Below are 21,211 nucleotides of genomic sequence, written 5' to 3'. Positions count from 1 at the left end.
CCGATCTCTACTCGTCACCTGCGTACTTCTCGTCCAGCGTGCCCGACCCCGCCGGAATTCCCGGCACCGCCGGCCATCGTCGCGGCCGCACCCCGGCGACCGCCCGGAGCCCCGCTGGAAGGGCTCTCCGACCATGATCGCACCCGGCGGGAAAGCCGCTGGTCACAGGCGTTCGGCGGCCCTTTCGGGCAGGCGCCGGGGAGACCTGCGCGCCCATTCGTGTGCTGCGAAGTGACGCACCGCCTTCTGGCGGGTATCGTCCTCTCGCTGCCTCGCATCGTCGCGTCGTCGTCACGTCGTCCGTAACGCCGTCGATCACGTCCCGGCCCGGTGCTCGGCCAGCCACCCACGACGCATCTTGCCTTCACCTGGCCGCCTGCTTCCCTTCGCGCTCTCGTTTCCTCTTCGGCCATTTCGCGGACGCACACTGTCCCCTCGCTCATCCCGCCGGACCGGTCCGTGGACCCGTGTCCGTTCCGGCACCGCGTGCCCGCCTCCGGGCCGCCGCCCCCGCCCCGTGCACCGGACCTCCGGCCTGCACGGGTACCCGGCGGCGGAGTCCGGGCGGGGCGAACGTCCAGAGCCGCCCACGCCGCAACCCCGGCGCGGAAGGCATCCTCCGACCGCCGAAGGACCGAAGGTTCCGTGCCCGTACCTGTCATCCTCACCGGCCGCACCGTGCGGCTGGAGCCCCTCGCCGCGCACCACGCCGAGGCCCTTGCCGAGGCCGGCGCCGAGGACCGTACGACCTACGCCTTCACCCCCGTCCCGCACGGCCTGGAAGCGGCCCGCGACTACATCGCGCGCGCCCTTGCCGACCAGGCCGCGGGCCGGTCGCTGCCGTTCGCGACGGTGAGTGCCGCCGACGGCCGGGTGGTCGGCTCCACCCGGTTCCTGGAACTCGACTACTGGCAGGGTCCGGTGGTCTGGCCGCCGGTGCCCGGGGTGCCGTTCGGCGATCCGGCCACCGCGGTGCCGGACGCCGCCGAGATCGGCAACACCTGGCTCTCCCCGCGCGCCCAGGGCACCGGCATCAACACCGAGGCCAAGCTGCTGATGCTGCGGTACGCCTTCGAGGAGTGGGGGGTGCAGCGGATCTCGCTGCGCGCCGACGCCCGCAACCTGCGCTCCCGGGCCGCCATCGAGCGCCTCGGCGCGACCTCCGAGGGCGTCCGCCGGGCGCACTCGCGGGGCCTGGACGGGGTGGTGCGCTCCACCGCGTTCTACTCGATCCTCGACGCGGAGTGGCCCGCCGTGCGGGACATCATCGAGCTTCGGATCGCCGCCGCCACCTCGCCGAGCGCCCCGGACCGGGCGATCAACCAGGAGTGCCTTAGACACGGCGGCGGCCAGCTGATCACGGCCTGAGGGCCGCTCCCGCCCCACCGGTGGCGGCGGATCCCGGGGCCGTGGCGAGGTCGGGCGGAGGTCGGCCCCGGCCCGCCGCGCCTCCCGGCGACTCGTCAACATCCTTGTCGACCGTCCCCCGACGGGCGGTGTTTCGCATACATCCGACCCGGGTGGGCACTACCGGGACATGACCCGTCCCGCTCGTGCCGACCGGATCGACCCGCTGCTGCTGCTCGGCGCCGACCAGCAGCACATCACCACCCGCGCGCAGCTGCACCAGCTCGGTGTGCCGTCCGGCACGATCGCCCACCGGCTGCGACCGGGCGGGCCCTGGCAGCAGGTGCTGCCCCGGGTGATCCACCTGCAGAACGGCCGGCTGACCGCCCATCAGCGGCTGCGCGCGGCCCTGGCCTACGCGGCCCCCAAGGGCCGGGCGGCACGGGCCGGGGAGGTGCTGCTGACCGGGGTGGCGGTGCTGGCCGACGCCGGACTGCCGAGTGCGGGGCACCCGGCCGACCTGGCGGAGGTCGACGTGCTGATCCCCGGCGCCCGCCGGGTCGCCGACCGGGCCTTCGTCCGGATCCACCGGGCCGCCGGCCCGATGCCGGCCGGCTTCGAGCGGGACGACGGGCTGTGGAGCACCACGGTCGCCCGGGCGCTGGCCGACCTGGCGCCCCGGGGGAACGGGCAGCGCCGGTTCCGGGCGCTGTGCGCGGAGGCGGTACAGCGGCGGCACTGCGAACTCGGCGAGCTGATGGAGCAGTTGCTCGCCCGGCCGGGCGCCCTCGCACTGCCCCCGGTCGCCCGGGTGGTGGAGGAGCTGGCGGCCGGGGTGCGGTCGGTGGTCGAGGGCGAGGCCCGCGAGCTGGTGCGCGAGTCCGGCCTGCCCGAGCCGCTGTGGAACCCGGTCCTGCACCTGGACGGCCGCTTCCTCGCCGTCCCGGACGCCTACTGGCCGCACGCCTGCGTGGCGCTGGAGATCGACTCGCGGGCCTGGCACCTGCGCCCGGCCGACCACGAGAACGGCCTCGCCCGGGCCAACCGCCTCACCGCCGCCGGGCTCCCGGTGGTCCGCACCACCCCGACCCAGCTGCGCCGCGATCCGGCCCCCGTGCTGCACGAGCTGCGCACCCTCCTCGCCACCGGCCCGCACGGCCCGCACGCCCGCCTCACCTGGCGCCGCGCCCGGTGAGCGAGCGGGGCCGGGCGCGCGGGACCGGACTCTCAGCAGCGCGGGTCGATCTCCTGGAACGAGGCGTAGTGGTCGGCCGTCCAGTACTGCTCGCCGGAGGTGCCGGTGACCACGCGGCGGGTGCCGCGGTCGTTCGAGCCGGGGGTGACGACGGTGTACTCGTGGTAGTAGCCGGCGGCCTTGCGCGGGAGGCGGTTCTCGCGGTTCTCGAAGACGATGCCGTCCGAGCGGTACGGGTACGGGCCGCCCCTGGCGATCAGGCCGAGGGTGTCGAGGGCCTGGCCGGGCAGGCCGGTGCGGCAGACGTCGGCCAGCGCGGGGTCGGTGGGCACCCAGAGGGCGGCGCCGGTCGGCGGGGAGGGCTTCGGGGCACCGGACTTCGGGGCGCTGGGCTTCGGCACCGCGGAGCCGGCGGTGGCGGCGGAGCCGGCGGTGGCGGCGGAGGCCGTAGGAGCGGACGAGGCGGCGGCCCCGGGGTGGCTCGATCCGTTGTCGGAGAGCAGGTACCCGGCCGCCGCGGCGAGTGCGCAGAGCAGGACGGCCACAACGGCGTAGAGGCGGTTTCTGCTGGTCATGGGCCCAGCTTGGCAGCCGCCCGGGGTGCGGCCCGGCAACCGCGCGGGTGGTCGTCGCCACACCCGGCCGCGTGCGGACATGCGTCCGGGGCGGGGACGGACGCCATTGTCCGTCCCCGCCCCGGCTGCGTTACGTACGCCGGTTCTCCTGCGCCGAGCTCCGGTGTACGCCCTCCCGGTGGGAGGGGTGCGGTCAGCGATGGGACCGCGCTGGGGCGGGCCCTCCCGGCCGATGCCTGGCCGGGAGGGCTGCCGCCGTCAGCGCGAGTCGCTGCCCGCCGTCTCGATGGCGGCGCGGCCTGCCTCCAGGCGCGCCACCGGGATCCGGAAGGGGGAGCAGGAGACGTAGTCCAGCCCCACCTCGTGGAAGAAGTGCACCGACTCCGGGTCGCCGCCGTGCTCGCCGCAGACGCCGAGCTTGAGGTCGGGGCGGGTGGCCCGGCCGGCCTCGACGGCGTGCTTGACCAGCGCGCCGACGCCGTCCCGGTCGATGGTCTCGAACGGGGAGACCCCGAAGATGCCCTTCTCCAGGTAGGCCGTGAAGAAGGAGGCCTCCACGTCGTCCCGGGAGAAGCCCCAGACCGTCTGGGTGAGGTCGTTGGTGCCGAAGGAGAAGAACTCGGCGGCCTCGGCGATCTGGCCCGCCGTCACGGCGGCACGCGGCAGCTCGATCATGGTGCCGAGCTTGATGTCCAGCTGGACGCCGGTGGACTGGGCGACCTCGGCGAGCACCCGCTCGCACTCGTCGCGGACCAGCTCCAGCTCCTGGACGGTGCCGACCAGCGGGATCATCACCTCGGGGCGCGGGTCCCCGCCGGCCAGCCGGCGCTCGGCGGCGGCCTCGGCGATGGCGCGGACCTGCATGCCGAACAGGCCGGGGATGACCAGGCCGAGGCGCACCCCGCGCAGACCCAGCATCGGGTTCTGCTCGTGCAGCTTGTGCACGGCCTGGAGCAGCCGCAGGTCGTTCTCGTTCGGGTCCTTGCGGGCCTCGGCGAGGGCGACGCGCACCGACAGCTCGGTGATGTCGGGCAGGAACTCGTGCAGCGGCGGGTCGAGCAGGCGCACCGTCACCGGCAGCCCGTCCATCGCCTGGAAGAGCTCCAGGAAGTCGCCCTTCTGCAGCGGCAGCAGGGTGGACAGGGCGAGCTCCCGGTCCTTGTCGTTGTCCGCCAGGATGAGGTGCTCGACCTCCTTGCGGCGCTCCTCGCCGAGGAACATGTGCTCGGTGCGGCACAGGCCGATGCCCTGGGCGCCGTAGCGGCGGGCGCGCCCGCCGTCCTCGGCGTTGTCCGCGTTGGCGCGCACCGCGAGCCGGCGGCGGACGTCGGCGTGCGACATCAGCCGGTGCACGGCCTGGACCAGACCGCCCTGGACGTCGGCGCCCGCGTGCAGGGTGCCCTCGAAGTACTCGACCACCGGGGACGGCAGGACGGGTACCTCGCCCAGGTAGACCTTGCCGGTGGCGCCGTCGATCGAGACGACGTCGCCCTCCTCCAGCACCAGGCCGTCGGAGGTGGTCATCCGGCGGCGCTTGGTGTCGACCTCCAGCTCCTCGGCACCGCAGACACAGGTCTTGCCCATGCCGCGGGCGACCACGGCGGCGTGCGAGGTCTTGCCGCCGCGCGAGGTGAGGATGCCCTCGGCGGCGATCATGCCGTCCAGGTCGTCCGGGTTGGTCTCGCGGCGGACCAGGATGACCTTCTCGCCGGAGCGCGACCACTTCACCGCGGTGTAGGAGTCGAAGACGATCTTGCCGATCGCGGCGCCGGGCGAGGCCGCCAGGCCCCAGGCGATCTGCTTGGAGGTGGAGTCCGGGGCGAAGCGCGGGAACATCAGCTGCGAGAGCTGGCCGCCGGTGACCCGCATCAGGGCCTCGTCCAGGTCGATCAGACCCTGGTCGACCAGCTGCACGGCGATCCGGAAGGCGGCGGCGGCGGTGCGCTTGCCGATCCGGGTCTGGAGCATCCAGAGCTTGCCGCGCTCGATGGTGAACTCGATGTCGCAGAGGTCGCGGTAGTGGTTCTCGAGCTTCAGCATGATCGCCATCAGCTCGTCGTACGACTTCTTGTCGAGCTGCTCGAGGTCGGCGAGCTGCAGGGTGTTGCGGATGCCGGCGACGACGTCCTCGCCCTGGGCGTTGGACAGGTAGTCGCCGTAGACGCCGACGGCACCGGTGGAGGGGTCGCGGGTGAAGGCGACACCGGTGCCGGAGTCCTCGCCGAGGTTGCCGAACACCATGGTGCAGACGTTGACCGCCGTGCCCAGGTCGTTCGGGATGCGCTCCTGGCGGCGGTACAGGCGGGCCCGGTCGCCGTTCCAGGAGTGGAAGACGGCGTGGACGGCGAGGTCCATCTGCTCGCGCGGGTCCTGCGGGAAGTCCCGGCCGGTCTCGCGCTGGACGATGCCCTTGAACACCTCGACCAGTTCCCGGAGGTCGGAAGCGTCCAGGTCCAGGTCGTTGGTGGTGCCCTTGGCGTGCTTGGCCTCGTCCAGGGCCTCCTCGAACAGCTCGCCGTCGACGCCCAGCACGGTCTTGCCGAACATCTGGACCAGGCGGCGGTAGGAGTCCCAGGCGAAGCGCTCGTTGCCGGACTGGGCGACCAGACCGGTCACCGAGACGTCCGAGAGGCCGATGTTCAGGACGGTGTCCATCATGCCGGGCATGGAGAACTTGGCACCGGAGCGCACGGACACCAGGAGCGGGTTGTCCGCCTGGCCGAGCTTCTTGCCCATCTCCTGCTCAAGGGCTTCCAGGTGGGCGCTGATCTCCTTGTGCAGCGAGGCGGGCTCGCTACCGGTCTCCAGGAAGACCTTGCAGGCCTCGGTGGTGATGGTGAACCCCGGAGGGACGGGGAGGCCCAGGTTGGTCATCTCGGCCAGGTTCGCGCCCTTGCCGCCAAGAAGATCCTTGAGGTCCTTGTTTCCTTCGGTGAAGGAGTAAACAAACTTCTGCTGGGACGGCACGGGTCGGTCTCCTCGCACACGGTTGCCCTGACGCCGGAGAACATACCCATTTCGAAGGCACTTCCGCGCCGCCAATAGGGCGTACGCCCCCCGTACCCGGCGGTAACCCGACAGATCTAATGCACGTAAAGGCGTTCACCTCTGTTGGTGAAATCGTCCGGATGACGCTAGCTAGTGTTCAACTCTTGAACGCAGGGAAACTGGAAGATCACATAAGAGGGACGGAGGGTAGCGGTCGTGCGCCCGCCGTGTTGCCCCGGCTTGATTTCCTGCACCCGGACCGGCCGATCCGCACCGATCCCCTTCGGGAAGCGATTCACCGCCGACCTGTCCATTTCGTCCTCTGAACGGGCGTCAGTCGCCAGCGTATGTGGCAAGAGTCACCAGCGCATCCCAGCGGCTGAACGTAGGCCGTCTCGGCCAATCGTCGCACTGCGTCCAGAAATGTGCTCGTTCCGTGACATCTCCGCGCCGAAAAGGAGCCCTCTTGTCCAGATGGGACAAGAGGGCTGGGACGGGGTGGCAACCGACCCCGCGCGGGCATTTTTGCCGCTACGGACAGATCATCCGCCAGAGGTGTCCGATTCGGCGTCAGAGCTCGGCAGGGCGCAGTCATACGGATCGTCCAACCAGCCCTCGGGCAGAACCACCCGGTTGTTGCCCGCGGTCCGCCCGCGCGGGCCGTCCGCGCCCGCCGGCCAGAGCTGGGACTGCTCCACCAGGGACAGGGTTTCGGCCAGTTCGGCCAACGAGGAGGAGTTGGCCAGCCGGACCCGGAGCTCGGAGCCGACCGAGAAGCCCTTGGTGTACCAGGCGACGTGCTTGCGGAAGTCGACCACGCCGCGCACCTCGTCCCCCATCCACTCGCCGAGCAGCTGCGCGTGGCGCACCATCGCCCGGGCGACGTCGGCGAAGCTCGGGCGGGCGTGGTCGACCTCGCCCTCGAAGATCGCGACCAGGTCCTTGAACAGCCACGGCCGGCCCAGGCAGCCGCGACCGACCACCACGCCGTCGCAGCCGGTCTCGCGCATCATCCGCACGGCGTCCTCCGCCGACCAGATGTCACCGTTGCCGAGCACCGGGATGTGCGCCGGGACGGACTCGCGGAGCCGGGCGATCGCCGACCAGTCGGCGGTGCCGCCGTAGTGCTGGGCGGCGGTGCGGCCGTGCAGGGCGATCGCGGACACGCCCTCCTCGGCGCCGATCCGGCCGGCGTCCAGATAGGTGAGGTGGTCGTCGTCGATGCCCTTGCGCATCTTCATGGTGACCGGGAGGTCCCCCGCGTTGGCCACGGCCTCGCGCAGGATCTCGCGCAGCAGGTTGCGCTTGTACGGCAGCGCCGAGCCGCCGCCCTTGCGGGTCACCTTCGGGACGGGGCAGCCGAAGTTGAGGTCGATGTGGTCGGCCAGGCCCTCGTCCGCGATCATCCGGGCGGCTTTGCCGACGGTCACCGGGTCCACCCCGTACAGCTGGATCGAGCGGGGCTTCTCGCTCGGGTCGAACCTGATCAGCTGCATGGTCTTGGCGTTGCGCTCGACCAGGGCCCGGGTCGTGATCATCTCGCTCACGTACAGGCCCTTGCCGCCGCTCTGCTCGCGGCACAGGGTGCGGAAGGGCGCGTTGGTGATGCCGGCCATCGGTGCCAGCACGACGGGCGGCCACACCTGCATCGGGCCGATGTTCAGCGGCGCGAACCCGGCGCTGGACGCGGTGGTGGTCGCGGTGGTGGTCGCGGTGCCGGTCGCGGTGGTGGCGGGCGTGGCTGTCATGCGCGGCTGACCTCGGGAACGGGGGCGGGGGACTCTCCATTGTCCCCCACCCGGCGCAGGGCCCCGATCGCCCGGCCCGGCCGCACTGCCGCGGCCGCTCGGGCCCCGACCGCTCAGTCGTCCGCCGCGCTGACGACCACCGACCCGGAGCCGGCCGAGAGGCGGACGGTGTTCGCGCTGGTCGGGTCGACCAGGTCGGTGTCGATGTGGCGGTTGCCCGAGCCGTTGTCCCCGAAGAAGGAGCCGGCGGCCCCGGTGAAGTTGTACTTCGTCTGCGCGGGGAGGACGAGCGACAGCGCACCGGAGGTGACGCCGATGTCCACCGCCTTCGGCTGCTGCGCGAAGGTCAGCCGGACCTCGCCCGAGGTGGTGCCCACCTCCACCCGGGAGGAGGTCAGGCCCGCGCCCCGCACCTCTCCGGAGGTGGTGCGCACCGACACCTGCCCGGAGAGGTCGGCCAGCTCGACCGCCCCGGAGGTGGCCTCCAGCCGGACGTCACCGCTCAGGCCCCGGACGGCGACGCTGCCCGAGGAGCCCTTGCCCGTCACCGAGGCCGCCGCCGGCACCTCCAGGTCGAAGGACGCGCCGCAGCCGAAGTCCGCGACCGGCAGCACCTGGTTGCAGCGCATCCGGACGATCAGCAGGTCGCCCTCGAACACGGTCGAGACGACCGGCCTGCGCACCGTCCAGTCCAGGTCCTGGCGGACCAGCACCCGCCCGTCCCGGCCCGGCCTGATCCGGACCGCCGCGCTGCCGGTGTCCAGCTGCACCCTGGTCACCCCGACGTGGTACGTCCTCGAGGACACCGCCTTCTGCTGCACCACCACCGCCCAGGTCTGTACGGCGCCGAAGGACACCGCGACCACCAGGGCGAGCGTCCCGGTGATCCGCCACGCACGAGCCCCCCGCACCGCTACCCGACCTCCAGGAACCGCAGCACCGCCAGCACCCGGCGGTGGCTGTCGTCGGCCGGCGGCAGGTCGAGCTTGGTGAAGATGGAGTTGATGTGCTTGGCCACCGCGCTGTCGCTGACCACCAGGGCGGCGGCGATCGCGGCGTTGGAGCGGCCCTCGGCCATCAGGCCGAGCACGTCCCGCTCGCGCGGGGTCAGCTTCTCCAGCGGGTCCCGGTGGCGGCGGACCAGCAACTGGGCGACCACCTCCGGGTCCAGCGCGGTGCCGCCCTCGGCGACCCGCTGCAGGGCGTCCACGAAGTCGTCCACGTTGGCCACCCGCTGCTTGAGCAGGTAGCCGACGCCGCTGGTGTTGGTGGCCAGCAGGTCGGCGGCGTAGCGCTCCTCGACGTACTGGGAGAGCAGCAGCACCGCCACCTCCGGCCATTGCCGGCGGATCAGCAGCGCGGCCCGGACCCCCTCGTCGGTGTAGCCGGGCGGCATCCGGACGTCCGCGACCACGACCTTCGGCCGGTGCTCCTCGACGGCGGCGAGCAGCTCCTCGGCGTCGCCGACCGCGGCGACCACCTCGAAGCCCACCGCCTCCAGGACCTTGACCAGTCCTACCCTGAGCAGGACCGAGTCCTCGGCGATCACAGCGCGCACGGCAACTCCACGGTGATGGTGGTGGGCCCCCCGAGGGGGCTGAGAACGGACAGCGTGCCGTCGACCGAGGCGGCGCGCTTGCGCAGGCCGGTCAGCCCGGTGCCCCGGGCCGGGTCCGCGCCTCCCCTGCCGTCGTCGCTGATCACCAGGCTCAGCCGGCCGCCGGCCGTCCGCACCGAGAGGACGACCCGGGAGGCCCCGGCGTGCTTGGCGACGTTGGTCAGCGCCTCGGAGACGGTGAAGTAGGCGACCGCCTCGACGGTCGGGGCGATCGGCTCGACGAGATGGACGTCCAGGCGCACCGGCAGCGGGGAGCGGGCGGCGATCCCGGACAGCGCCGCGTCCAGGCCGCGGTCCTCCAGGACGGCCGGGTGCAGGCCGCGGACCAGGTCGCGCAGCTCGTCGATGGCGGCCTGGGCCTCCTCGTGCGCGTCCGCGATCACCTGCCGGGCCTCGGGCGAGAGGTCCTTGAGGGTGCGCCGGGCCAGGCCCAGGTTCATCGCGAGCGAGGTGAGCCGCTGCTGCGCGCCGTCGTGCAGGTCGCGCTCGATCCGGCGGCGCTCGGCGTCGACGGCGTCGACCAGGCCGGCCCGGCTCTCGGCGATCTCCTCGACCCGGCGCTCCAGGGCCTCCGTGCGGCCCGGGCCGAGCAGCCGGCGGGCCGCGCCCTCCTCCAGCCCGGCCAGCAGGGCCGCCGCCCAGGGTGCGGCGAACAGCAGCAGGGCGCCGACGAGGGTGAGCGGGATGTCCAGCACCAGCCACAGCTCACGCACCGGGCTGGAGTGCGGCATCGTCCAGGCCCAGCCGAACACGGTGGACATCACCAGGCCCGCGCCCCACGCGTAGAGCACCACCACCGCGCCGGCCGCGAGCAGCGGGGCGACCACCAGGTGGTAGGCGACCATCCGCCAGTTCACGCCCGTGCGCAGCCTGGTCAGCAGGCCGGCCGGGATGTCGGTGGACCGCAGCAGCGGCGGCACCTCGACCCCGCGCAGGGCGCGCAGCCGGCCGCGCTGGGCCATCGTCAGCAGGCGCAGGCCGAGCAGGACCAGGCCGAGCAGCGGGAGGAGGGCCTTGGAGGTGACGAGGGCCGTCCAGACCGGCAGGGCCATCGGGATGCCGGCGGCTATGAAGCGGGTGTCGCGCCAGGCGCCGGCCGACCACGGCGGCCGCTCGGCGCTCCTGGCGAGCGCGCGGCGCAGCGTGGTGGAGGGCATGACCGACAGCGTAGAGCGCGGTGATCGACCACCACCATGAAGGGGTGTGCAGGCCGGGGGTGTAGCTGGGTACACCCCCGAATCGGTGCGGCGCACTACCGACACCGGCCGCTCCGGACGGAAGTCTTGACGGTATGACGAGCACCGCATCGCACTCCGCCACCCCGCCGCCCGGCGGGCCCGGCTCGCCGCGGCTCCCCGCGAGCACGGGCGGCGACGACCTACTGCCGGTCGGCCCGTGCGGGCCGTGGTCGGTGCGCACCGTGCGGGCGGGCCGCAGCCGGGCGGCGATGGAGGTGTACGAGTACGGCGAACTGGTCGACGTCCTGGTCGCCGCCCGGCTGACCCCGCAGGTTCTGCGCGGCGCCCGGCGCGGTGCCGTCGGCGGCGGGCGGGCGCAGGCGTACGCGCTGGCCTGGGGCCGGCTGCCGCAGGACGGTCGGCCGCCGGTCGTGGGCTTCACCGCCGGGCGGTTGCGCCGGCTCGGCTGGTCGGCCGGCGCCACCGGGGCCGAAGTCCTCACGGTGGCCGGGGAGTTCTGGCTGGCCTGGGCGGAGGGCCCGTTCGACGGCGTCCGGGTGGAGCACCCGGGCGGGTGCGAGCGGCAGTCGCTCGGGCGGCTGCGGCGGCCGTCCGGCCGGGCGGTCGGGTCGGCCTCCGAGGTGCTGGGGGGCGCCGCGTGAGCACCGCCGTCCTCGCGGTCCGACCGGGCGCCTTCGCGCCGACCGCCCCCGCTCCTCTCGCCCGCCCCCTCACCCGCGCTCTCAGCCGCGCCCAGCGGGTGCCCGCGCTGGCCGCGCTGGCGCTGCTGCCCTGGCTGGCGGTGCTGGCCGTCTGCCACGAGACCGCCTGGGTCGTCCTGGACCTGTTCGAACTGGCCGCCCTGCTCTGGCTGGACGCGCTGCTGCGCCGCCGCAGCCCGGCCGTGCACCTCCCCGCCGCGGCGATCGCGCTGCTGCTGGCCGGCGACGCGCTGGCCGACATCGGCACCGCCGGCTCCGGCCTGCCGCTGCTCGCCGCCCTGGTGATGGCCCTGGGTGTGGAACTCCCGCTGGCCGTCCTGTGCCTGGCGCTCGCCCGCGGTACCCGGTCCGCTCAGAGCTGACCGGGCAGCCGTCCCATCAGCGCCCTGGTCTCCTCGTCCCGCGGGGTGTACGCGATCATCCGGGAGCCCTGCCGCGGGCCGAGCCAGAAGCTGGTGTAGTTGCAGCGCAGCACGCCGACGCCCGGGACGTGGAAGCGCTTGAGCCCGTTGCCCGGCCGCTGGACGTCGTGCCGCTGCCAGGCCGCCTCGAAGTCCGGCGACACCTTGCGCAGCCGGCCGAGCAGCGTCTTCCAGGCCGGTTCGGCGCTGTGGTCGGCCATCGCCGAACGGAACCTGGCGACCATCAGGTCGCGCTCGCTCTCGTGGTCCACCAGCACCTCGCGGAACCGCGAGGGCGTGAACGCCAGCCACATCATGTTGCGGTCCTCGAACGGCAGCGCGGCCAGGTCGCCGACGATCCCGGTGAACTGCGCGTTGTACGCCAGGACGTCGTAGCGGGTGTTGACCACCCCGGCCGGGTACGGGGACATCTGGTCCAGCACCAGCCGGACCGCCGGGGTGACCGTCGGGCACTCGACCACCGGGGCGGGGTCGTCCGCGCCGGCCAGGGTGAACAGGTGCGCCCGCTCGCTCGGGTCGAGCAGCAGGGCGCGGGCCACCGCGTCCAGCACCTGGGTGGAGACCTGGATGTCCCGCCCCTGTTCGAGCCAGGTGTACCAGGTGACCCCGACCGAGGCGAGCTGCGCCACCTCCTCGCGGCGCAGGCCCGGGGTGCGGCGGCGGCCGGTCGGCGGCAGGCCGACCTGCTCGGGTGCGATCCGCTCGCGGCGGCTGCGCAGGAAGGCGGCCAGCTCGTGCCGCCGGGCCTCGGCGGGGGCGACCGCGGGCTTCGCGGCGGGAGCGGCCGCGGGGTTCGCGGCGGGGGTGCGGACGGGGGCGGTGCCCGCGGCGGCGGTGGTCAGGCTCATCACCCCAGCATGGGGCACCCCGAACCCTGTTTCCAGGTACTTCTTATACCTGGATAACCACACTCTGGTACCCGGGTAGCGACGGCCCGATCGTAGGACCGTGACCCGACAACTCGCCGCCCCCAAGACCACCGTCGCCCTGGCCCCCCGTCCTGCCGGACCGGCCGCCGCCACCCCTGGCGCCGCTCCGCTCCCCGTCCCGCCCGGTGCCGTGTCGCCCGGTGCCACCTCGCCTGACACCGCTTCACCCGATGCCGCTTCGGCTGCCGCCGCTTCGCCCGGTGCGGCCGCGCTCAGCACCGCCGGGCTCGTCACCGTCCTGCTCGGGGCGTTCCTGCCGATGCTCGACTTCTTCATCGTCAACGTGGCGCTGCCGACCATCGACCACGACCTGGCCGCCGGTCCCGCCGTGCTGGAACTGGTCGCCGCCGGGTACGGCATCGCGTTCGCCGTCCTGCTGGTGCTGGGCGGCCGGCTCGGCGACAACTTCGGCCGGCGGCGGCTGTTCGTCGTCGGCGCCGCCGCCTTCGCGCTGACCTCGCTCGCCTGCGGGCTCGCCCCCGGCGCCTGGTCGCTGGTCGCCGCCCGGGCCGCCCAGGGCGCCTCGGCCGCCCTGCTGATCCCGCAGGTGCTCGGCACCATCACCGCCGCCACCCACGGCTCCCGGCGCGGCCGTGCGCTCAGCGTCTACGGCGCGGTCGGCGGCATCTCGGTGGTGATCGGCCAGGTCCTCGGCGGGATGCTGGTGGCCGCCGACCTGTTCGGCACCGGCTGGCGCTCGGTCTTCCTGCTGAACGTCCCGTTCGCGCTGCTCGCCCTGGTGCTCGCCGTCCGGTACGTGCCGGAGAGCCGCGCCCCGAAGGCCGCCCGGGTCGACGTGCCCGGCACCGTCCTGCTCACCGCCGCGCTGCTGTCCCTGCTGCTCCCGCTGATGGAGGGCCGCGCGGCCGGCTGGCCGCTCTGGTCCTGGCTGCTGCTGGCGCTGTTCCCCGTCTTCGCCACCGCCTTCGCGGTGGTCGAGTACCGCGCCGAGCGCCGGGGCGACACCCCGCTGGTGCCGCCGTCCCTGCTGCGGATCCCCGAGATGCGGCGCGGACTGGGCATCGCCCTGCCGTACTTCGGCGGCTTCGGCGGCTTCATGTTCGTGGTGGCGGTCGCCCTCCAGCAGGGCCTGCACCTGGGACCGGTGGCGGCCGGCTGGGCGCTCGTCCCGATGGCCGTCGGCTACTTCGCGGCCTCGCTGTCCGGTCCCCGCCTGATCGGCCGCTTCGGCAGCCGGGTGCTGACCGCCGGCGCCGTCGTCCAGGCCCTGGGCCTGACCACCCTGGCCCTCACCGTGCTCGCCGACTGGGCGCACTTCTCCCCGCTGCGGATGGCCCCCGGCGTCGCCCTCGCCGGCATCGGCCAGGGGCTGATCGGCACCCCGCTGTTCCGGGTGGTCCTCTCCAAGGTCCCCGCCGAGCGGGCGGGCGTCGGCAGCGGCGTCCTCGCCACCAGCCAGCAGTCCAGCCTCGCGCTGGGCGTCGCCACCCTGGGCACGCTCTACCTGGCGCTCGCCCCCACCCTGGGCATGGACCGGGCCCTCGCGCTCGTCCTGGGCATCCAGTTGCTGGGCTCGTTCACCATCTTCTACCTGACCACCCGGCTCCCCCGCTCCATCGGCTGACCCCGGAGAACCCGACGGGTCGCCTGCCACCCGCGGTCCCCCACCCACCGGTGGGGGCCGCGGGTCCGCCTCTTCCGGGGCGGCGGCGTGGCCGTGAGGCGGGTGTGCGGTCAGTCGACGACGGCGGCGACGGCCTCGATCTCGACCAGCTGGTCGGTGTAGCCGAGGACGGTGACGCCCATCAGGGTGCTCGGCACGTCGTGGTCGCCGAAGGCCGCGCGGACCACCTCCCAGGCGGCCACCAGGTCCTGCTGGCGGTTGGAGGCCACCAGGACGCGGGTGCTGACGACATCCTCCAGTTCGGCGCCGGCCGCCGCGAGGGCGGTGCGCAGGTTCTCGACGGCCTTGGCGGCCTGGCCGGGGTAGCTGCCGACGGCCGCCGTGGAGCCGTCCGCGTTCAGCGGGCAGGCACCGGCCAGGAAGATCAGCCGGGCCCCGGCGGGCGCGGTGGCCGCGTAGGCGTACTCGGCGACGTCGGACAGGGCGTCGGAGCGGATCAAGGTGATGGCGCGGGCCATGGTCGTCCCCTTCGGTGTCAGCACTCACATGGATCCGGCCATCCTCGCAACGGGCGCCGCCCACCCGCCTGCGATTTACGCGGGCGGGCGGCACCCCGCCCCTCGGCGGTCCAGACCGGTCCGGACCGCCCCGGGCGCCGTCAGGCGTCGAGGCCCGCCAGGTCGAGCCCGGCCAGCCGTTCGGGGTCGGTCAGCACGTCGATGGCGACGATCAGGCCGTCCAGCACGGTGAAGGCCATCACCGAGACCGGCCGACCCTCGACGACCACCACGACACCCGCCGCCCCGTTGACGAGCGCCGGGCGGACGAACGGGGCGAGGCTGCGGTAGGTGACCGCCTGACCGGCCACCGTCCGGGCGCCGTTGAGCACGACGGAACCGCGGGCCCGACCGGCCGCGCCGTCGGCGCGCAGCACCACGTCGGGGTCGAGCACGGCGACGAGCGCCTCGAAGTCGCCCTCGCGCGAGGCGGCGAAGAAGGCGTCGACCGCCGCCCGTTGGCGGGTCCGGTCCGGGTCGGGCGCCGGTGCCTGTCCCTGGACCCGTCGCCGGGCGCGGCTCGCCAGCTGCCGCGTCGCGGCGGTGGTCTTCTCGATCACCGGGGCGATCTCGTCGAAGGGCACCGCGAACATGTCGTGCAGGACGAAGGCGATCCGCTCGGCCGGGCTCAGCGACTCCATCACGACCAGCAGTGCGAGCCCGACCGAGTCCGCCAGCAGCACCTCCTGTTCGGGGTCGACCACGCCCTCGCGGCCGATCACCGGATCGGGCATCCGGATCTCCAGCGGGTCCTCCCGCCGCTGTTCACGCGCGCGCAGCTGGTTCAGGCACAGCCGGGTCACCACCGTGGTGAGCCAGCCTCCGAGGTTCTCGACGTCGCTGGTGTCGGTGCGCTCCATGCGCAACCAGGCCTCCTGGACGGCGTCCTCGGCCTCGCTGAGCGAGCCCAGCATCCGGTAGGAGACGGCGCGCAGGTGCGGCCGGTGCTCCTCGAAGCGTTCGGTCAGAAGCTTTTCGGCGTCCACGTGTCACATTCCTTCGCCGCTCGGGGTCATAGCTGCAGAACCACAACGGATACCACCGGAAGATCAACTCCCGCGAGCGAATCGGAGACGACCATGACCTCCCCCATCCTGGTGACCGGCGGTACCGGCACGCTCGGCGGCCACGTCGTGCCGCTGCTGCGGGCGGCCGGCCGCGAGGTACGGGTGCTCAGCCGGCACGGCCACGCCGCCGGGGACGGTGTCCGGTACGTGGTCGGCGACCTGCTCAAGGACGAGGGCGTCGAGGCCGCGGTGGACGGCGTCGGGACCGTGCTGCACCTCGCGGGCGGCGCCAAGGGCGACGACCGGGCGACCGCGCACCTGGTGCGGGCCGCCCGGCAGGCCGGGGTACGGCACCTGGTGTACATCTCGGTCATCGGTGCGGACCGGCTTCCGCTGGGCTACTTCCGCGCCAAGCACGGCGCCGAGCAGGCGGTGGCCGACTCCGGCATTCCGTGGACCACCCTGCGGGCCGCCCAGTTCCACGACCTCGCGCTGAAGACCGCCGCCGCGATGGCGCGAATGCCGGTCGTCCCCTCGCCGGGCGGACTGCGGTGGCAGCCGGTCGACTCGCGCGACGTGGCGGCCCGGCTGGTGGAGCTCGCCCTCGACCGGCCGGCCGGGCTGGTGCCCGACCTCGCCGGACCGAAGGTGTACGGGCTGGGCGAACTGGTCCGCGGCTACCTCCGGTCCCAGGGCAGGCGCCGCCCGCTGCTGCCGGTCCGCGTCCCCGGCAAGGTCGGCCGCGCCTACCGCGCCGGCGACAACCTGACGCTCCAGGGCGCCGAGGTGGGCCACCGCACCTGGGAGGCCTTCCTCGCCGAGCGGGCGGGTGCCTCCGCGCGGCCGTCCTCGGCGGCCTGACCGATCGGGTGAGCGGGAAAGGGAACGCCTCCCGAATCGGATTTCGCCCGGGGTCAGCAATCCTTCGTGCGATCGGATCAGGCCACCGGCCTCCCCGCCCTACCACGCCGGACCTGGGCGGCTACTCCCTTCCTGCTAGGGGTAGTTCGGGGCCACCGATAGGTATCCGATCATAGAAGTCACATCTTTTCGTGTACGGTTTATCAATTTCCCGGGTGGGGAGTTCTACGGTCGCCCCTGCATGTGAATTCCTTCCAGGAATGGAAATATGATGAACCACCTCAAGAAGCTGTCCCTCGTGCTCGCGACGGGAGCGCTGGCCCTCGGCGGCTCCCTGGCCGGAGCCACCGCGCACGCCGAGCCCACCGGCGCGGGCGCCAAGTCGGCGGCCCAGGCCTCCGACACCCGGGCGGTCATGCGTCCGCAGGCGGACGCGCACTTCTACCCGACGTCCACGATCCACCGCAACGAGGCCTGGACGTCCGGCAACGGCCGCGCCGTCCTGCGGGTCCAGGAGGACGGCAACTTCGTCCTCTACAAGGACAACCGCGCCGCCTGGCAGGCCCCGGGCGCCTGGCCGAACGGCGATCACGCCGTCATGCAGCAGGACGGCAACTTCGTCCTCTACGACCGCAACAACCGAGCCCTGTGGGCGTCCAACACCCAGAACCGGGGCGCCTACGTCGCCGTCCAGGACGACGGCAACGTCGTCGTCTACAACGGCAACAACCAGCCGCTGTGGGCCACCAACACCGGGGACTGACACCCCCTCACCGCTCCGGGGCCCGACCGGCCCCGGAGCACCCCGCCCTGGCGGCCGGGCGAATCCGCTGGCCCGCCCGGCCGCCTTTGGGTCAGAATGACGATATGACGAAGATGCAACCGGGGACCGTGCTGGAGGCCCGTGACCGGACGGCACTGACGGCGTTGGTGGAGTCCGGCGCGGAGCCCAAGTGGCTGCTGTTCTGGGGCCATCGGCCGCAGCCGGACGGCTCTCCCGGGCCCGGAACCCTGAGCCAGTGGTGGCCCGGGGTGTTCACGGTGGACGGCGTCGAGTACGCGACGGCCGAGCACTGGATGATGGCCGGGAAGGCCCGACTCTTCGGCGACGACGAGATCGTGCCGCGGATCCTCGCGGCGCGCACGCCGGCGGAGGCCAAGAAGCTCGGGCGGCTGGTCCAGGGCTTCGACGAACAGGTCTGGGCGGCCAAGCGGTTCGAGCTGGTGGTCGAGGGCAACGTGGCCAAGTTCGGGCAGGACCAGGCGCTGCGCGCGTACCTGCTGCGCACGGGCGGCCGGGTGCTGGTCGAGGCCAGCCCGCTGGACAAGGTCTGGGGCATCGGCCTGGCGGCGCACGACGAGCGGGCGCGGCGCCCCGGGCAGTGGCGCGGGGAGAACCTGCTGGGCTTCGCGCTCATGGAGGCCCGGACCCGGCTGGCCCGGTGAGCCCGGTCACCCCGCCCGCCGCGGTCACCGCCTGAGCGCTCAAGGACGCCAGTCGCAAACCACTGGACGCACTGCCGTAACGCAGTCGCCGTATCGCAACGCCAGGATGTCCCGCAGTCAGGGTCGAGATGACAGGGCGGGCGATCACCGTGCGGATCAGGCAGGCAGCACAACCGGCGCAACAGACAGCGGAGACGGAGCAGGACGCGCTCGAACTCAGGGCCGAGCTGGACGAGTTACTGCGGGCCAGGCAGTACGCGGGCCAGCGCGAACGGCGGCTCGCCGAGGCCCTCCGGACGGCGTCCGACCAGCAGCTCCCGGACGGCGAGGTGCTGCGCCAGCTCGCCCAGGCCCGGACGCTGCGCGAGGGCCTGGGCGAGCGCTGCATCGAACTGAGCGAGCAGCTCAAGGACTTGGAAATCCGGCTCAGGCAGCCGACGCCCCGCCGGGCGATCCCCCAGCAACCCACCGGAGCCCGCTTCGGGGGCGCGTACGGCGAGGCGCACGCCCCCTCAACGCCTCCAGCTCCCCCAGCCTCCCCGGCGCCCCCTCCCCCGGCACCGCAGCCGACGGCACCGGCCACCGGGGCCCGCTTCGGCCCGGCGCGCCCACCCGCCGCCGAGCCCGACGGACCGGCCCCCACCGGGGCCCGCACGGGGTCGCCCAAAGCCCGGTCGTCCAAAGCCCGGACACCGCAGGCGCCGCCGCCACCGCCGCCCGCACCCGAGCCGCCCCGGCGCCGCTCCCCCGCCGAACTCCTCGCCCTCGCCGAGCGGATCACCACCCTGCACCGCCAGGGCGCCACCCGCGAGCCGACCGCCCTGATCGAGCAGGCCGCCGTCCTGCTGGCCCCGCCGGACACCGCCCGGCTGGCCGCCCTGCTCGCCCGGAGCGGACCGGTCGGCACCTCCGTCCAGCTGGCCCGGGCCGTCGCCCAGGGCTCCCCGGAGCGGGCCGCCGCCACCCTCGCCGAGCTGCGCCAGGCCGGGTCCGCCGAAGAGGCCGCCGAACTGTTCCACACCCTCTGGTCCTACCCGGCCGCCGCCCTGCCCGGGCTGCTCGCCGCCCTGGAACGGACCGGGCAGCACGCCGACGGCGCCACCCTGCTCTGGGAGTGGGGCTCCGCGCCCACCGCCGAACTCGCCGACCTGGCCGCCGCGCTCCAGCGGGCCGACCGGGCCGCCGACGCCCGGACGCTGCTGCGCCAGGCCGCGGGCCGGCCCACCGCCGACCTCACCGCGCTGGCGACCACCCTGGCCCCGCCGCTGCCCGCCGTCCTGCTGCACGAGCTCGCGGCGCTCCGCCCGGCCGCCGAACTGGTCCGGCTCGCCGCCGCACTGGACGGCCGGCCGGAGCTCTACGACGAGCTGCTGACCGCGCTCACCGCCGACGAGGGCCGCCACCGCACCACCCTCGCCGCCCTGCGCACGGCCGGACTGCCCACCACCCCGACCACCCCGGCGCGCTCCCGCTGGGGCCGCCGGTAGGGCCTGTCCGGCAAGATCGGCCGGACAGGCCCCAGCACGGCAGGAGCCCCCGCCCGCCCGAAGGCGAACGGGGGCTCCCTGACGGCCGACCGAGGTCAGCAGCCGATCAGACGCGCCGCCAGGTAGGACTTCACCTGGTCCAGCGAGACGCGCTCCTGCGACATGGTGTCGCGGTCACGCACCGTCACGGCGTTGTCCTCAAGGGTGTCGAAGTCGACGGTGACGCAGAACGGCGTGCCGATCTCGTCCTGGCGACGGTAGCGCTTGCCGATCGCACCGGCGTCGTCGAACTCGACGTTCCACGCGGTGCGCAGGTCGGCGGCGAGGCCGCGGGCCTTCGGCGAGAGGTCGGCGTTGCGCGACAGCGGCAGCACCGCGACCTTGACCGGGGCCAGGCGCGGGTCGAGCCGCATGCCGACGCGCTTCTCCATGACGCCCTTGGCGTTCGGGGCCTCGTCCTCGAAGTAGGCGTCGATCAGGAAGGCCAGCATGGCGCGGTTGAGGCCCGCCGCCGGCTCGATGACGAACGGGAAGTACCGCTCGCCGGACTCCTGGTCGAAGTACTTGAGGTCCTGGCCGGAGGCCTCGCTGTGCACCGTCAGGTCGTAGTCGGTGCGGTTGGCGACGCCCTCCAGCTCCGAGAACTCCTGGCCGCCGAAGTTGAAGCGGTACTCGATGTCCACGGTGCGCTTGGCGTAGTGGGAGAGCTTCTCCTTCGGGTGCTCGAAGAAGCGCATGTTCTCGGTCCGCAGGCCGAGGTCGACGTACCAGTCCCAGCGCTGCTGGAGCCAGTAGTCGTGCCACTGCTCGTCCTCGCCCGGCTTGACGAAGAACTCCATCTCCATCTGCTCGAACTCGCGGGTCCGGAAGATGAAGTTGCCGGGGGTGATCTCGTTGCGGAAGCTCTTGCCGGTCTGGGCGATGCCGAACGGCGGCTTCTTGCGCGAGGTCGTCTGCACGGCCTTGAAGTTGGTGAAGATGCCCTGGGCCGTCTCCGGGCGCAGGTACGCCAGGCCGCCGGCCTCCTCGGTGACACCGAGGTGGGTCTTCAGCATGCCCGAGAACTCCTTGGGCTCGGTGAAGGAGCCCTTGGTGCCGCAGTCGGGGCAGTTGACGTCCTTGAGGCCGTTGGCCGGCGGGTAGCCGTGCTTGGCCTCGTACTTCTCCTCCAGGTGGTCGGCCCGGTGGCGCTTGTGACAGGAGAGGCACTCGGTCAGCGGGTCGTTGAAGGTCGCGACGTGGCCGGAGGCCTCCCAGACCTCGCGGGCCAGGATCACCGACGAGTCGAGCCCGACGACGTCCTCCCGAGCCTGGACCATCGCGCGCCACCACTGGCGCTTGATGTTCTCCTTGAGCTCGACACCCAGTGGCCCGTAGTCCCAGGCGGCACGGGTGCCGCCATAGATCTCGCTGCAGGGGTAGACGAAGCCACGGCGCTTGCTCAGGCTGACGATCGTGTCGATCTTGTCGGCGGCCACAGTGCTCTCTTCAGTACGACGGCACGGTCAGGGCACGGCTGGTTGCGCGTACCCGAATACCTCAGGTT

At 73.3% G+C, this 21,211-nt stretch carries 19 protein-coding genes; 9 read left to right on the top strand and 10 right to left on the bottom strand.

Annotated features, from left to right (window positions below; all coding sequences use genetic code 11):
- The first annotated feature begins 645 nt into the window (after positions 1 to 645).
- Together ACIGZJ_RS00510 and ACIGZJ_RS00505 are read left to right on the top strand one after the other, a co-directional pair.
- Complete coding sequence (locus ACIGZJ_RS00510; RefSeq protein ID WP_396455235.1) at positions 646 to 1,368, top strand: GNAT family N-acetyltransferase; 723 nt, start codon at positions 646 to 648, stop codon at positions 1,366 to 1,368.
- A gap of 169 nt (positions 1,369 to 1,537) precedes the next feature.
- Entirely contained in the window at positions 1,538 to 2,542 is a 1,005-nt protein-coding gene (locus ACIGZJ_RS00505; protein WP_396455234.1) for a hypothetical protein, read from the top strand.
- A gap of 32 nt (positions 2,543 to 2,574) precedes the next feature.
- On the opposite strand, the gene ACIGZJ_RS00500 is transcribed toward ACIGZJ_RS00505, so the two are convergent.
- From ACIGZJ_RS00500 to ACIGZJ_RS00475, 6 genes are all read right to left on the bottom strand, one after another.
- On the bottom strand, positions 2,575 to 3,117 hold the full coding sequence (locus tag ACIGZJ_RS00500) for a ribonuclease domain-containing protein (protein ID WP_396455233.1): 543 nt from the start codon (positions 3,115 to 3,117) through the stop codon (positions 2,575 to 2,577).
- Between the two features lie 258 nt (positions 3,118 to 3,375).
- Positions 3,376 to 6,084: a pyruvate, phosphate dikinase gene (gene ppdK, locus ACIGZJ_RS00495; RefSeq protein WP_396455232.1), complete on the bottom strand. Its 2,709-nt coding sequence runs from the start codon at positions 6,082 to 6,084 to the stop codon at positions 3,376 to 3,378.
- A gap of 563 nt (positions 6,085 to 6,647) precedes the next feature.
- The gene (gene dusB, locus ACIGZJ_RS00490) at positions 6,648 to 7,754 is read right to left on the bottom strand and encodes a tRNA dihydrouridine synthase DusB (RefSeq protein ID WP_396455733.1); all 1,107 of its coding nucleotides are present in this window, start codon (positions 7,752 to 7,754) and stop codon (positions 6,648 to 6,650) included.
- Positions 7,755 to 7,966: 212 nt separating this feature from the next.
- Entirely contained in the window at positions 7,967 to 8,764 is a 798-nt protein-coding gene (locus ACIGZJ_RS00485; RefSeq protein WP_396455231.1) for a DUF4097 family beta strand repeat-containing protein, read from the bottom strand.
- Positions 8,765 to 8,766: 2 nt separating this feature from the next.
- Positions 8,767 to 9,411, bottom strand: a complete 645-nt coding sequence (locus ACIGZJ_RS00480) for a response regulator (protein WP_396455230.1) — start codon at positions 9,409 to 9,411, stop codon at positions 8,767 to 8,769.
- A complete protein-coding gene (locus tag ACIGZJ_RS00475) occupies positions 9,399 to 10,628 on the bottom strand; it encodes a histidine kinase (RefSeq protein ID WP_396455229.1) in 1,230 nt (409 codons plus the stop codon). The genes ACIGZJ_RS00480 and ACIGZJ_RS00475 overlap by 13 nt, the downstream gene beginning before the upstream one ends.
- A gap of 134 nt (positions 10,629 to 10,762) precedes the next feature.
- On the opposite strand from ACIGZJ_RS00475, the gene ACIGZJ_RS00470 reads away from it, so the two are divergent.
- Together ACIGZJ_RS00470 and ACIGZJ_RS00465 are read left to right on the top strand one after the other, a co-directional pair.
- Complete coding sequence (locus ACIGZJ_RS00470) at positions 10,763 to 11,311, top strand: hypothetical protein (protein ID WP_396455228.1); 549 nt, start codon at positions 10,763 to 10,765, stop codon at positions 11,309 to 11,311.
- Positions 11,308 to 11,733: a hypothetical protein gene (locus tag ACIGZJ_RS00465; RefSeq protein WP_396455227.1), complete on the top strand. Its 426-nt coding sequence runs from the start codon at positions 11,308 to 11,310 to the stop codon at positions 11,731 to 11,733. Before ACIGZJ_RS00470 ends, ACIGZJ_RS00465 begins: the two co-directional genes overlap by 4 nt.
- On the opposite strand, the gene ACIGZJ_RS00460 is transcribed toward ACIGZJ_RS00465, so the two are convergent.
- A complete protein-coding gene (locus ACIGZJ_RS00460) occupies positions 11,724 to 12,641 on the bottom strand; it encodes a helix-turn-helix transcriptional regulator (protein ID WP_396455226.1) in 918 nt (305 codons plus the stop codon). The genes ACIGZJ_RS00465 and ACIGZJ_RS00460 overlap by 10 nt on opposite strands.
- 211 nt (positions 12,642 to 12,852) lie before the next feature.
- Here ACIGZJ_RS00460 and ACIGZJ_RS00455 point away from each other — a divergent pair, with 211 nt between their 5' ends.
- The gene (locus tag ACIGZJ_RS00455; RefSeq protein WP_396455732.1) at positions 12,853 to 14,307 is read left to right on the top strand and encodes an MFS transporter; all 1,455 of its coding nucleotides are present in this window, start codon (positions 12,853 to 12,855) and stop codon (positions 14,305 to 14,307) included.
- A 110-nt stretch (positions 14,308 to 14,417) separates the two neighbouring features.
- On the opposite strand, the gene ACIGZJ_RS00450 is transcribed toward ACIGZJ_RS00455, so the two are convergent.
- On the bottom strand, positions 14,418 to 14,825 hold the full coding sequence (locus ACIGZJ_RS00450) for a RidA family protein (RefSeq protein WP_396455225.1): 408 nt from the start codon (positions 14,823 to 14,825) through the stop codon (positions 14,418 to 14,420).
- 140 nt (positions 14,826 to 14,965) lie between these two features.
- Positions 14,966 to 15,850, bottom strand: a complete 885-nt coding sequence (gene sigJ / locus ACIGZJ_RS00445; protein ID WP_396455224.1) for an RNA polymerase sigma factor SigJ — start codon at positions 15,848 to 15,850, stop codon at positions 14,966 to 14,968.
- Between the two features lie 93 nt (positions 15,851 to 15,943).
- On the opposite strand from sigJ, the gene ACIGZJ_RS00440 reads away from it, so the two are divergent.
- The 4 genes from ACIGZJ_RS00440 (at position 15,944) to ACIGZJ_RS00425 (ending at position 19,665) form a co-directional block, all read left to right on the top strand.
- A complete protein-coding gene (locus ACIGZJ_RS00440; protein ID WP_396455223.1) occupies positions 15,944 to 16,732 on the top strand; it encodes an SDR family oxidoreductase in 789 nt (262 codons plus the stop codon).
- Positions 16,733 to 17,000: 268 nt separating this feature from the next.
- Positions 17,001 to 17,495 (top strand): hypothetical protein, encoded by a 495-nt coding sequence (locus ACIGZJ_RS00435; protein WP_396455222.1) that lies wholly within the window; start codon positions 17,001 to 17,003, stop codon positions 17,493 to 17,495.
- Between the two features lie 104 nt (positions 17,496 to 17,599).
- Positions 17,600 to 18,178: an NADAR family protein gene (locus ACIGZJ_RS00430; RefSeq protein ID WP_396455221.1), complete on the top strand. Its 579-nt coding sequence runs from the start codon at positions 17,600 to 17,602 to the stop codon at positions 18,176 to 18,178.
- A 128-nt stretch (positions 18,179 to 18,306) separates the two neighbouring features.
- Positions 18,307 to 19,665 carry a hypothetical protein gene (locus tag ACIGZJ_RS00425; protein WP_396455220.1) on the top strand — a complete coding sequence of 453 codons (1,359 nt, stop codon included), beginning with the start codon at positions 18,307 to 18,309 and terminating at the stop codon, positions 19,663 to 19,665.
- 95 nt (positions 19,666 to 19,760) lie between these two features.
- Here the strand turns inward: ACIGZJ_RS00425 and ACIGZJ_RS00420 are convergent, their stop codons facing one another.
- Entirely contained in the window at positions 19,761 to 21,143 is a 1,383-nt protein-coding gene (locus ACIGZJ_RS00420) for a glycine--tRNA ligase (protein ID WP_392927136.1), read from the bottom strand.
- Positions 21,144 to 21,211 lie beyond the last annotated feature (68 nt).

It is taken from the genome of Kitasatospora sp. NPDC052868 (assembly GCF_044547105.1).
Taxonomy (GTDB): domain Bacteria; phylum Actinomycetota; class Actinomycetes; order Streptomycetales; family Streptomycetaceae; genus Kitasatospora.
Note: the sequence above shows the minus strand (reverse complement) of the source record. Positions and strands in the feature narration are given on the sequence as shown.